The 12,333-nt window shown below is 62.9% G+C and carries 13 protein-coding genes; 5 read left to right on the top strand and 8 right to left on the bottom strand.

Annotated elements, in window-relative coordinates; translation table 11 throughout:
* Position 1 precedes the first annotated feature (1 nt).
* On the top strand, positions 2–1,531 hold the full coding sequence (locus BLS26_RS24890) for an NAD(P)/FAD-dependent oxidoreductase (protein WP_092515234.1): 1,530 nt from the start codon (positions 2–4) through the stop codon (positions 1,529–1,531).
* Between the two features lie 90 nt (positions 1,532–1,621).
* Positions 1,622–2,305: a nitroreductase gene (locus tag BLS26_RS24885; RefSeq protein WP_092515233.1), complete on the top strand. Its 684-nt coding sequence runs from the start codon at positions 1,622–1,624 to the stop codon at positions 2,303–2,305.
* Between the two features lie 46 nt (positions 2,306–2,351).
* On the opposite strand, the gene BLS26_RS24880 is transcribed toward BLS26_RS24885, so the two are convergent.
* Positions 2,352–3,272: a DMT family transporter gene (locus tag BLS26_RS24880; RefSeq protein ID WP_092515232.1), complete on the bottom strand. Its 921-nt coding sequence runs from the start codon at positions 3,270–3,272 to the stop codon at positions 2,352–2,354.
* A gap of 207 nt (positions 3,273–3,479) precedes the next feature.
* Between BLS26_RS24880 and BLS26_RS24875 the strand changes: the two genes are divergently transcribed.
* Together BLS26_RS24875 and bfr are read left to right on the top strand one after the other, a co-directional pair.
* Complete coding sequence (locus BLS26_RS24875; protein ID WP_092518532.1) at positions 3,480–3,689, top strand: dodecin; 210 nt, start codon at positions 3,480–3,482, stop codon at positions 3,687–3,689.
* Positions 3,690–3,919: 230 nt separating this feature from the next.
* Positions 3,920–4,402: a bacterioferritin gene (bfr, locus tag BLS26_RS24870; RefSeq protein WP_092515231.1), complete on the top strand. Its 483-nt coding sequence runs from the start codon at positions 3,920–3,922 to the stop codon at positions 4,400–4,402.
* A 73-nt stretch (positions 4,403–4,475) separates the two neighbouring features.
* Here bfr and BLS26_RS24865 read toward each other — a convergent pair whose 3' ends face one another.
* The 5 genes from BLS26_RS24865 to BLS26_RS24850 form a co-directional block, all read right to left on the bottom strand.
* Positions 4,476–4,895, bottom strand: coding sequence for an META domain-containing protein (locus tag BLS26_RS24865; RefSeq protein WP_092515230.1), 420 nt, complete (start codon positions 4,893–4,895; stop codon positions 4,476–4,478).
* A 110-nt stretch (positions 4,896–5,005) separates the two neighbouring features.
* A complete protein-coding gene (locus BLS26_RS35970; RefSeq protein ID WP_157676584.1) occupies positions 5,006–5,296 on the bottom strand; it encodes a hypothetical protein in 291 nt (96 codons plus the stop codon).
* A 26-nt stretch (positions 5,297–5,322) separates the two neighbouring features.
* Positions 5,323–5,565: a PilZ domain-containing protein gene (locus BLS26_RS24860; RefSeq protein WP_092515229.1), complete on the bottom strand. Its 243-nt coding sequence runs from the start codon at positions 5,563–5,565 to the stop codon at positions 5,323–5,325.
* Between the two features lie 242 nt (positions 5,566–5,807).
* Complete coding sequence (locus BLS26_RS24855) at positions 5,808–6,806, bottom strand: aldo/keto reductase (RefSeq protein WP_157676583.1); 999 nt, start codon at positions 6,804–6,806, stop codon at positions 5,808–5,810.
* A gap of 116 nt (positions 6,807–6,922) precedes the next feature.
* The gene (locus BLS26_RS24850) at positions 6,923–8,587 is read right to left on the bottom strand and encodes an L-lactate permease (RefSeq protein WP_092515227.1); all 1,665 of its coding nucleotides are present in this window, start codon (positions 8,585–8,587) and stop codon (positions 6,923–6,925) included.
* Between the two features lie 315 nt (positions 8,588–8,902).
* Here BLS26_RS24850 and BLS26_RS24845 point away from each other — a divergent pair, with 315 nt between their 5' ends.
* Complete coding sequence (locus BLS26_RS24845) at positions 8,903–10,639, top strand: ABC transporter ATP-binding protein/permease (RefSeq protein ID WP_092515226.1); 1,737 nt, start codon at positions 8,903–8,905, stop codon at positions 10,637–10,639.
* On the opposite strand, the gene BLS26_RS24840 is transcribed toward BLS26_RS24845, so the two are convergent.
* Both BLS26_RS24840 and BLS26_RS24835 read right to left on the bottom strand, forming a co-directional pair.
* On the bottom strand, positions 10,640–11,152 hold the full coding sequence (locus BLS26_RS24840) for an HPP family protein (RefSeq protein WP_092515225.1): 513 nt from the start codon (positions 11,150–11,152) through the stop codon (positions 10,640–10,642).
* A gap of 68 nt (positions 11,153–11,220) precedes the next feature.
* Entirely contained in the window at positions 11,221–12,267 is a 1,047-nt protein-coding gene (locus tag BLS26_RS24835; protein ID WP_092515224.1) for a TorF family putative porin, read from the bottom strand.
* Positions 12,268–12,333: the final 66 nt, after the last annotated feature.

The following is a 12,333-nucleotide window of genomic DNA, read 5'->3' as shown; positions in this document are numbered from 1 at the left end:
AATGGCGCGTTATGATGTCGTAGTGATCGGCGCCGGCCTCGGCGGGCTGACGGCCGGCGCGATCCTGGCGCGCGAGGGCCGAAAGGTGCTCGTGATCGAGCGCAGCAATTCGGTCGGCGGTGCGGCCTCCAGCTACAAATCCGGCGAGCTGTTTGTCGAGGGATCGCTGCATGAAACCAGCGACCCGCACCATCCCCGCGACCCCAAGCACGACGTGCTGACGCGTGCGGGCGTGATCGACAAGGTGACCTGGATTCCCTGCGGTGCGTTCTATCAGGCGCGCGGCGGCCCGCTTCGCACACCGTTCCTGATGCCTGATAATTTCGACGCGGCACGGCAGGCGCTCGCCGAGCGCTTTCCGGAAGCCCGCAAAGGCATCGACCAGTTGCTCGGCGAGATGCAACGGATCGTTGCTGCTGCGGCGACGGTTTCGCAAGGCAAGGACGTGCCGGAAGATCCGAGCGAGGCTTTGCTGAGGCTGATTCCGGATGCCGGCGACTGGAGTTTGTCGCTGTCGCAAAAGCTCGACCTTGTGTTCGGCGACAACGAAGCCATCAAATGCGTGCTTGCCGCCAACCTGTCCTATTTCCATGACGACCCCACCACGATGTGGTGGATCTATTTCGCTTTTGCGCAAGGTTGCTACCTGCAGGGCGGCGGCCGCTACGTGCAGGGCGGTTCACAGCGGCTGTCGAGCGCGCTGGCCCGCGCCGTCAAGGCCGCCGGCGGCGAGGTCCTGGTGCGGCGCGTCGTCAGCGGCATTGCGCTGGACGGCGATACAGGGATCGTCACCCATACTGCCAAGGACGGCAGCGATGCCAAGACCGTCGACTGCCGGCGGATCGTCGGCAATGCCGCGCCGGCGGCACTGGCGCCGTTGATGGCAGCGGACGCCGCGGAGAAACTGAGCCAGGGTTACGCGCGGCAAATCCCGTCGGCATCGCTGTTCGCGCTGACGCTCGGGCTGTCGAAGCCGCCGCGCGAATTCGGCGTCACCGCCTACTCCACGCAATTGCTGCCGCCCTGGATAAAAAAACTCGCCGACTACGGGCAGGGCGCGGCGCTGATGGCGGAAGAGCCCGGCGAGCGCATGCCGCCGATGTCGGTGGTCGATTATGCGGCAATCGATTCCGGCGTGCCGTCGCCGCCTTACGTGCTGTCGGTGCTGGGCCCCGATCTGCTGTCGAACTGGGACCCTTCCGACATGGAGGCCTATCGCGAGAAGCGCGGCCGCTGGCAGGTCGCGATCGTGCGCCACCTCTCCTCATATTATCCGGGGCTTGGCGACGCCGTGGTGGCGTCCTCGTTCAACAGCGCGCTGTCGGTCCGGCAATATCTCAACGCCCCCGACGGCGCCGTCTACGGTTTTGCGCCGACGCCGCCGGCCTCGATCCGGCAAAACCCGTTCCGCTCGCCGCGCACGGCGATACCAGGGTTTTATCTGGCCTCAGCGTATTCCGGGTTCGGCGGCTACACCGGCGTGATCCAGTCGGCCGGCGCTTGCGCCGACATGATTTTGCGCGAGAGTTAGGGAGTGTGCTTCTTAATCCAGTCAATGCCAGTGGGGTGGCGATCCCGTATATCCCCCAAAGCGATCATGCCAATTTCAGGAAATGCAAAGATGAAGTTTGATGACGTTATTCTCGGCCGGCGAAGCATTCGCGGTTACAAGCCCGATCCTGTCCCGCAAGAATTGATCAAGGAAGTCCTGGCGCTGGCAATGCGCGCGCCATCGTCGATGAATACCCAGCCCTGGAATTTCTATGTCATCACCGGCGAGCCGCTGGATCGCATCCGCCGGGGCAACACCGAGCGCAACCTGGCCGGCGTGCCGCACTCGCGCGAGTTTCGAATTGGCCAGCCGTTCGACGGGGTGCATCGCGAACGCCAGATTGGCGTTGCCAAGCAGCTGTTCAGCGCGATGGGTATAGCGCGCGATGACAAGCAGCAGCGGCAAGACTGGGTCATGCGTGGCTTTCGCCAGTTCGACGCGCCCGTGTGCGTGATCATCACATATGATCGCGCGCTCGCGTCCAGTGACGATACCGCCTTCGACTGTGGCGCCGTGGCCACCGCGCTTGTCAACGCGGCCTGGGCGCGGGGGCTTGGTGCCGTGATCAACAGCCAGGGGATCATGCAATCCCCCGTGGTGCGCGAGCATGCCGGAATCGCGGACGATCAGGTGATCATGAAGAGTATCGCCCTGGGCTGGCCGGATCACAGTTTTCCTGCCAATGCCGTCGTATCCGAGCGCAAATCGGTCGACGAAGCAACGACCTTCGTGGGATTCGAGGGTGGAGGCTAGAAGCCCTCCGAACAGGAAGACTGATGCCCTCGTTCGGGACAAAGCCTTATCGCGACCGCTGCGCCAGATAGAATCCGAACAACACCGTCGCCAGTCCCGCCATCTGCAACGCCGTCGGCGGTTCGCCGAGCAATAGCCAACTGAACAGCAGCGTCAGCGCCGGCACAGTCGCCGGGAAAATCGCGGCGCGGGCGGCGCCGAGGTGCTGGATCGAGGCCGTGAAAAGATACATCGCCGCGGGCCCGGACAGGATGCCTTGCGCCACCGCCTGCAGGGCATTCTCGTGAAGACCGAACGTCACGATGCGGCTTAAGCCACCCGACAGCGCGTAAATCGGAAACAGCAACAGCGACAGCACGCTGATGACGACGGCGACCGACACCGCCGAGACACGCCAGTAACGCACCAGCGTGCCGAAGCCCGCGAACATCATGCCGGTCAGCACGAAGATCAGGTCGCCGCGAACGCCGTCGAGCCCGATATGCGCGATCGACTCGCTGCCGATCACCCCGAGGCCGGCGACGATGACAAGCGCGCCGACAATGCGCGAAGGTGCGATGCGTTCATGAAGCAGGAACGCCGCAAACAGCAGGCCGCCGAGCGTCGCGCAAGACGGCTGGATCACGCTGCCATGCCCGAGCGGCACGAACAGGAATCCGGCATAGCTGATCAGCGACATCACCGGTCCGCCCAGCACCATCAGCACCAGGCCGCGGCTCCAGCCGATGCCGCAGAGATCGCGCAGACCTGCGCGAAACACGAACGGCAGGAAGACAAGTCCCGACCACACGAAACGGTGCATCAGGAGGTCAGGCGGCGTGAAGCCGACCTTCAGGCCGTGCCGGGTCGCCACGAAGCCGAGCGCCCAGAACAGCGCAGCGCCGAGGCCGCACGCGACCCCAAGCAGGCCCGGTGTCGTGTCTGATTTTTGGACGGAGGCTTTGGTGCCGCTGCTCGGCTCGTGCATCGTGGACGGTTAAGTCAGTTCACACAGCGGTTCAACCCATGGAGATGCAGGGCTGGGGATGCAGGGCTGGGAAGCGCAAGGCTGGGGAGCGCAAGGGCGGCGCTGGACTTGGCGCGCCATCGGATTAAAACTCCGGGTAGAAGGAGACAGGTCCAGCTTGCCCCAGTGACATCACAACGGAGGTTCGTCATGCCGGTTGCTGCTGAAATGAAGGGTCACGTCTACAAGATCCTGGAGCTCGTGGGATCTTCCGAAAAAAGCATCGAAGACGCCATCCAGAATGCCCTGGCTCGCGCATCGAAGACCATTCGCGACATGAAATGGTTCGAAGTCACGCAAACCAGAGGCCATATCGAAAATGGCGCTGTTGGCCATTACCAGGTCACACTGCGCGTAGGATTTACACTAGAGGAGTAAATCTCGGCAAACACGCAGAGGCGATTTTGAAGCGCTGCGATGCGTAGCGGCATGCGCATTTGCTTCTGCACCAATGCGAAGCGTCGCGATGTTGGCTGCACGGCAGCCGTAGGCGGTACGTTCGCAGCAACGTCGTGAGCCGGAACGCTGGCGATGGACGACCGCGTGATCGAATGAACAGCCTCCGTCCACGCTACGCATCGGAGGCGATCGGCAACAGGGAGTGATCCATGAAAGGTAACCCCAAAGTTATCGACTACCTGAACAAGGCGCTGCGCCACGAGCTCACCGCAGTGAACCAATACTGGCTGCATTATCGCCTGCTGGACAATTGGGGCTACAAGGTGCTTGCAAGGCAATGGCGCAAGGAGTCCATCGAGGAAATGCAGCATGCCGACAAGCTCATCGAGCGGATCATCTTCCTCGATGGCAACCCCAACATGCAGACCCTCGAATCCCTTCATATCGGCAAAACGGTGAAGGAGGTGCTTGACCGCGATCTAAAGGCGGAAATGGAAGCGCGGGCGCTTTACCAGGAAGCGGCAGCCCACTGCCACGGTGTGAAAGACTATGTGACGCGCGACCTGTTTGAGCAGCTGACGCACGACGAGGAGCATCATATCGATTTTCTTGAAACCCAAATCGACCTCGTCGCCAGGCTTGGCCTTGAGCTCTACGCCCAACATCATATTGGCGAGCTCGACCAGATCTGACGACGAATGCATCGCAATCACCGGAGCAACCAGAGCGGATGTTGCCTGGGCCGCTGGATTTGGGGATTCGGGCCTAGTTCGTATTGATGCGAAACCGCAGCGTCTTGGCGCCGACGAACGAGACGAAATCGCCCTGCCGCTTCCAGGTGGCGGCGTCGGTCAGCGCCGCGATCAGATCGTCATCGGCCTGCGCCCGGTCCGGTGCGCAGGTGCGGTTTTCCATCTCGCCGGCGACGAAGATCACGGTGTTGCCGGCCACCGAAAACTGGCCCTTGCCGCCCTTGCACCAGAGTTCGAGCACGACTTCGCCGGCGTCGCCGATCTCGATGTTCGGAATCCGCTTGGAGCCGGGCTGACGCCCGACATCGAGCGTCATTTCGGTGCCGAACGGAAAACCGTCATCGGCCTGAGCAAGACTGAAATTCGGGGCAGCCACCATCAGCAACGCCGTTGCGACGCCGGCCGGCTTCAATAAACGCGCGATTGAAATCATAGAGCCTCTCGAATATCCGGGCAGCCAAAACTGCGCGCCGTTCTATTGAACAACGACGTGATTGGCTAGAGGCTTATCGGTTCTGCTTTGCGCGAGATCGCAGCCCGCCGTTATGAATCGGCGCCGGGCAGGGATTCGATCCATTCCACGAGGCGGATGACTTCGGGATAAAACGTGAATTCCTGTTCTCCGACCGCGACCCCGAGGAAGGCCCGGCCTTTTTCATCACGCATCGTCCGCCTCAGGCGTCGTGCAAAAAGCAGCAACTGGTCATTGGACGGAATTGGTTTTGCGGACGCGCGATCCGTTCGCCTGTCGAGCCCGGATCTTCGCTCCCCAAGCAACTGCTTCTCGCTCTCCGGACGCGTGTCGGTTCCGGATCGTCTTTCGCGATTAATCATCGTTCAGCCTCCCGTCCAATAGCGGCCTAATCGAACGCGACACCGATACGAAACTCCCTGCGCCAGACCACATGACACGGCAGCTTCAATTTTTCCTCAGTCAGTATCAAGTTGAAGGTCGCCGGGACGATCCCGGTGAGTTCGGAAATCTCCAACGCAGCGCCGGTGACCGATATGTCACGGATCGTGCAAGGCGTTTTCATGCCGCCATATTCGATCTTGGCCGGCTTCATGACACGATGCCGAGGTGCAATTCGGGTTTCGACCATCCGCCCCATTCCCCTACCAAGATCATTATTCCGAGAAATCGATCCAGCCGAAGCTGACGCAATCGAGGGCGGCGGCTTCGGTACAGCGGAAGCAAAAGAACAATCAAATCAAGCGGCATGCCAGCGGCACGCAATTCGTGCGGCAATGTGAAATAGAATTATATCAATCATGCAACGAGAAAATTAACGCGGGTTTAACGCCTATATTTCGGTCAGGATTGATGTCCCAATCATGGGAGCAATCATCGCGGCTCCCCCGAAAATGCGTGGCGCAGTGCCGACAGCCGATCGAGAGCCGCTTGCGGCAGCGGGCCTTTGCGGACCGCATCCAGGGAGTCTTCGAATTGTTGCGGTGTCGCCATACCGACCAGGATGCTTCCCATCGCCGGGTGCGACAGCGCAAACCGCGTGGCGGCTTCGGTGAGACTGGCGGCGAAGCCTTCCTTGACCAGCGGCATCAGACGGCGGGCGCGATCGATATCGGCATCGTAGCTCATGGCCGAACCGATCGGCTCCGGCGCCGGACTCGCAATCGGATGACGCTCGGCCGATCCCGACAACGCGCCACCGGCCAGCACGCGGATGCCGACGACGCCAACGCCGGCGGCCTTGGTGTGGTCGAACAGCCGTTGATAATCCTGCGCCGGATAGTTCGCCGGCAATTCCACAGCCGCGGACGGATTGAGCATGTTGTAGACGACCTGCGCGCTGTCGAAGACGCCGGCATCGATCACCTGAAGCAGCGCCGCCGTCTCGCCGACAGCCGTCAGCCCGAGGAAACGAATTTTTCCCTGGCTGCGCAGCCGTTCGAACGCCGGCACCACTTCATCGAGCACCTGCCGTACGCTCAGCGACGTTCCGCCGCCTTGCAACGTCACCGGGTTGTGCAGGTGAAAGATGTCGACCCGGTCAAGGCCCAATCGCGCCAGACTGCCTTCGAGCGACGCCGTGATGGTGTCGGCGATGCGGCCGAAGTCGGCGGGCGGTAGCCGGACCTTGGTGCCGACGGCGGCGTTGGCCGGCTTCAACCTTTGCAGGACACGGCCGAGATTCTTTTCCGATTCGCCGTCGCCGTACTGCACGGCGGTGTCGAAATAATTGACGCCGGCCTCAAGCGCCCGCGCGATGGTGCGTTCCTGGTCGGCCGGATCGCCGCGCACCATGAATCCGCCGACCGCGCCGCAGCCGAAGCCCAGCACCGAGAGCTGCATGCCGGTGCGTCCAAAGTTACGCAATTGCATCGTGTTTCCTCGATTGGCCGATGTTGATGCGATGGAGCAAGCAAAAATACGGCGCTGAAACGAAATCCCCGCGGCACCGCCGCGGGGATCCTCGATGAAGCGTTTCGCCGGCAATCCTATTTCAGGACCATCAGCGTGAACGGATAGACATAGGCCTGCAGCGTCACGAACAGGCCGACAAGGCAGGCCAGAACGATCGAATGCAGGAACACGTAACGCAGGATCGAGCCTTCATGGCCGTACCAGTTGGTCACGGTCGAGGCGACGACGATCGATTGCGCGTCGATCATCTTGCCCATGACGCCGCCGGAAGAGTTGGCGGCAGCCATCAGGATCGGCGAAATGCCGAGCTGTTCGGAAGTGATCTTCTGCAGGTTGCCGAACAGGATGTTGGAGGCGGTGTCCGAACCCGTCAGCGCCACGCCCAACCAGCCGAGCAAGGTGCCGAAGAAGGGATACAGCACGCCGGTCGCGGCAAAGGCGAGACCGAGGGTGGCGTCGACGCCGGAGAGCCGCGTCAGCGTACCGATGGCGAGCATCGCCGAGATCGTGATCAGCGAGATCGCGCACAGTTTGAGGGTGCGGCCGTACTCACCGATCAGCCTGGCGGGACCGACGCCCATCAGGAAGCCGGAGATGATCGCCGCGATCAGCATGCCGGTCCCGGTAAAGGACAGATAGGTGAACCCGAACACCGCGCCTTGCAGCGTCGGCTTGGCGGACACCGGCGGCATCACGTTGATCATCTTGTCGAGTTCGGGCACCGCATAATTCCAGGTGAAGATCGAGTTCGCCCAGGTCTTGAAGGCGCCATTGCCCCAGATCAGCATCACGATGCAGACGATGATCCACGGCAGCAGCGCGCTCCACAGCTCGCTCTGGGTCAACGATGTCTTGTCCATCGGCTTCGGCGCCGTCATGGTCGCGGCCGACTCGTCGTTGCCGCGCAGCGCCGGCGACAACCAGAGCTGCTTCGGCTGCCAGACCTTCAGGAACAGGATCAGGCAGCCCATCGAGATCAGCGACGCACCGATGTCGACGATCCAGGGATTGATGTAGTTCGAGATCACGAATTGCGGGATCGCGAAGGAAAGTCCGGTGACCAGAATAGCCGGCCAGACGTCCTTCATGCCCTTCCATCCGGCAAACGCCCACACCACCCAGAACGGCACGATCAGCGAGAACACCGGCAACTGCCGGCCGACCATGGCGCCGAGGATATAGGGATCGAGGCCGGTAACCTGCGCGAGGCCCGCGATCGGGGTGCCGAGCGCGCCGTAGGCGACGGGCGCGGTATTCGCGATCAGTGACAGGCCGGACGCAGCCAGCGGCGAGAAGCCGAGGCCGAGCAGGATCGAGCCGGTGATTGCGACCGGGGTGCCGAATCCGGAAGCACCCTCGAAGAACGCGCCGAACGAAAACGCGATCAGCAGCAGCTGCAACCGCCGGTCCTCGGTGACGCCGCCGACCGCGCGCTTCAAGAGTTCGAAACGGCCGGTCGATACCGTGACCTGATAGAGGAAGATGACGTTCAGCACGATCCAGCCGATCGGGAAGAACCCTGAGACGACGCCGAGCAAGGAGGCGCGGATCGACATGCCCGTGGGCATGTGGAAGATCGCGACGGTGACGATGTTGGCGACCACCAGCGCGACAATGGCCGCGATGTGCGCCTTGACCTTGCCGCTGGCGATCAGCACCAGCAGTACAATGACTGGAAGTGCGGCGGCAATCGTCGACAACACGGCGTTGTCGAGCGGATTGTATATCTGATTCCACATGAGCGGACTCTCCCCCACGCTATTATGCGACGCGTCCGCCTGCGTGAACGGTCAGGCGCGTCTAGCGTGATCGCGGGAGTCCCATCTCGGAAACGGTGCAAGATCGCCTGCGAATTAGGCAGAGCCAAAATCGCTCACAAGCTCGCGAACTTGGGAAGGCCCCCCGCCCCTCGCCATTGCCGGCATGCTAGGGTTGACTCGAACATCGGGACAAGACGACGCTGCACATGATACCTACGACTTTAGTCTAGTAATCCCGCTGATTACCCCGCTTTTTCAGGCCTTTGAGGGCCGCCCCCCGGAGACGGTAAATCTGTGAACAACATCCGCTCGACGCTCGCCACCGTATGGCGCATCGCCAGCCCCTACTTCCGTTCCGAGGATAAATGGGCCGGCCGCGGCCTGCTCGCCGCGGTGATCTCGATCGAACTGGCGCTGGTCGCGATCGACGTGCTGCTGAACCAGTGGAGCAGCCGCTTCTTCAACGCGCTGCAGGAGTACGACTTCGACGTCTTCGTCCGCGAGATCGGCGTGTTCTGCTTGCTGGCGACCTGCTTCATCGCGCTGGCGGTCTACCAGCTCTATCTCAATCAGTGGCTGCAGATCCGCTGGCGGCGCTGGCTGACCCGGCATTATCTCGGCGAATGGCTGCACCGCGCCAATCACTATCGCATGCAGTTGCAGGGCGACACCGCCGATAACCCGGACCAGCGCATCTCCGAAGACGTCAAGCTGTTCATCGAGCGGACGCTCGACATCGGCCTGAACCTGCTCAACTCGGTGGTGACGCTGCTCTCCTTCGTCGTCATCCTGTGGGGCCTGTCGGCAGCGGCGCCGCTGCATCTGTTCGGCAAGGACTTCGACATCCCCGGCTACATGGTGTGGGGCGCGCTGATCTACGCGATCTTCGGTACGGCGCTGACGCAGTGGATCGGTTCGCCGCTGGTCCAGCTCGGCTTCCAGCAGCAGCGCTATGAAGCCGACTTCCGTTTCAACCTGGTGCGCGCGCGCGAAAATTCCGAACAGATCGCGCTGCTGAAAGGCGAGAGCGCGGAGCGACAGGCGCTCTGGCAGCGCTTCAACAGCGTGGTCGAAAACTGGTACGGCATCATGAGCCGGACCAAACGGCTGACCGCGTTCACCGCGAGCTATTCGCAGGCCGCCGTGATCTTTCCCTACGTCCTGGTGGCGCCGGCCTACTTCGCCAAGAAGATCCAGCTCGGCGGCATGACCCAGACCGCTTCCGCTTTCGGCAGCGTCCAGAAGGCGCTGTCGGTGTTCGTCACCATCTATCGAACGCTGGCGGACTGGCGCGCCGTCGTCGCCCGTCTCGACGGATTCGAAACCTCGATCGCCCGCGCCGCTGCGTTTGCCGGCGGCGCCGGCTCGATCGGCGTGACGTCGTCCAGCGGCGGCAAGGCGATCGACCTGCGCGCCCTCGAGGTGCGGCTGCCCGATGGCAAGCCGCTGGTCGCGGCCGACGGCCTCAGCCTGCGCAGCGGCGAGCGCACGCTGCTGACGGGCCCATCGGGCTCCGGCAAATCGACGCTGTTCCGCGCCATCGCCGGCATCTGGCCGTTCGGCGACGGGTCGGTCGCCATCCCGGAGAACGCCTCTGTCATGATGCTGCCGCAGCGGCCGTATTTCCCGATCGGAACGCTGCAGGGAGCGATCGCCTATCCCGGCGAAACCGAGCGCTTCAGCGCCGACCAGATCAGGGACGCACTAACGCTGGTGGGGCTGCCGCAGCTCGGCTCTCGATTGGCAGAAGAAGCGCACTGGAACCGGATGCTCTCGCTCGGCGAGCAGCAGCGCCTTGGGCTCGCGCGCGCGCTGTTGCACAGACCGGACTATCTGTTTCTCGATGAGGCGACCGCTTCGCTCGACGAGCCCTCGGAAGCCGCGTTGTACAAGTTGCTGGCTACGAGGTTGCCGCAGACCACCGTGGTCTCGATCGGCCACCGCTCGACGCTGGAAGCCTTCCATCAGCGCAATATCGGCATGGTCCGCGACGGCGATCACTTCGCGTTGCGGGACGGCAAGCCGGCCTAACTACAACCATCGCCGCGGCCAGTTCTGGCGCCGCACCCAGCGGTGCCAGACAACGGCGAAGGCGGTCAACAGCACGGCGCCGGCCAGCACCGGCGCGAGCAGAAACGTCGCCGGCAGATTGCCCGACACCACCAGCAGCGGGTTGATGCCCGCCGGCGGGTGAAAGGTTCCGGTGAGGTACATCGCCAGAATGGAGAGCCCGACGGCGGCGGCCGCCGCCCAGGCTTGCGGTCCTGTCAGCTTCAGCACGGCGAAGCCGACCAGCGCCGTCACGAGATGGCCGCCGATCAAGGCGCGCGGCTGTGCCGGCTCGACATCGGGCGATCCGATCACCAGCACGATCGAGGTCGCGAACGGAATCACGGCCAGCGGATAGTGCGCCTCGACCGAGAGCCATTCCATGGCGCCGATGGCGATCGCGCCGCCGAGGCCGGCGACCGCACCCGCCAGCCAATTGCGATGGTCGTTGCGGGAAATCGCCTCACCCAGCGCGCGCCGCCAGCCTCGTTCCATCCGGCTCACCCCAAACGAAAAGGGGCGGCAGATTGCTCTGCCGCCCCCTGGTCTTCGAGAGGAAGATCTTACTTCAGGTTGGTCATCGCGGTCAGGTCAGCCGAGAGCTTGACGATGCCGGTCGCGCCGCACCAGCCGGAGCCGAACGCCGTCACGCCGTTGCCGGGGTTGATGTTGGTCACGAAAGCAGCGCTCGAATTGGTGGTGCTGTAGTCGGAGGTGAAGGCGTTGCAGTTACCCTTGGAGAGGTTGGTGTCGGAGTAACGCAGATCCAGCGTGAACACCTTGTAGGTGAAGCCGACGCCGATGTTCCAGGTGTTGTAGCTGGGCTCAGGAATACCGCGCGGGAACGGTCCGCCGAACGCAGTTCCGATGGTGGTGCCGTAGAAGGCATCCGAGGTGCCGAGCCACTGACGGCCGAACTCGCCGGAGACGTACATGCCGACGCCGGAGGAGCCGAAGGTGGTCGAGGGCGCGGTCCACTTGCCGGTGATCGAGGCGTAGTTGCCCCAGGCGCCGAGGTTCAGGAAGTTCGGCGAATAGTACTCGTTGAAGCCGACGGCGAACTGGTCGTTCAGGGTGATGTTCACCTTGCCGTAGACTTCATAGAAGCTGGCGCTCTTCTTGGCGAAGTTGCCGTTGATCGGCAGGCCGGCGCCGCCGCCAAAATCGATGCCCTGGCCGAAGGCCGCGCAGGAGTTGGTTGCGCCCGGTCCGACGCCGCCGAAGCACTGTCCACCCGGATAGAGGTAGCCCCAGGCACCGAAGTCGAAGGCGAACATGCCGACGGTCGGGCGGATACCGGCGTAGAAGTCGACTTCAGCCGCGGCCCGGTTCGGGAACGAGATGCTCTCGGCGGACATGCCGGCGTAGAGCTGGACGTCCTTGGTGACGTTGTAGCGCGGCTCGAAATAGGCGGCCACGGAAGCCTTGTGGTTGGACTGGGTGATGCCGCGGAACACGTAGTCGCTCATGATCGCGCTGCCGAAAGCGACGTCCCACGGATCGAATGCAGCCACCGGCGGAGCCTTCACGGCCTTGACAGCCATATCCGCAGCGAGAGCCGAACCCGAAACCATTGCCAGCGCCGTTGCTAACAAAGCCACTTTCTTCATGACGATCCCCATCACCTTCTAAGACAGTCCCGTTCCGGCGCCCCCCAAGGGCAAGCGATAACCGAC

The sequence above is a fragment of the Afipia sp. GAS231 genome (genome assembly GCF_900103365.1).
GTDB lineage: Bacteria > Pseudomonadota > Alphaproteobacteria > Rhizobiales > Xanthobacteraceae > Bradyrhizobium.
This window is presented reverse-complemented; position numbering and strand designations above follow the sequence as displayed.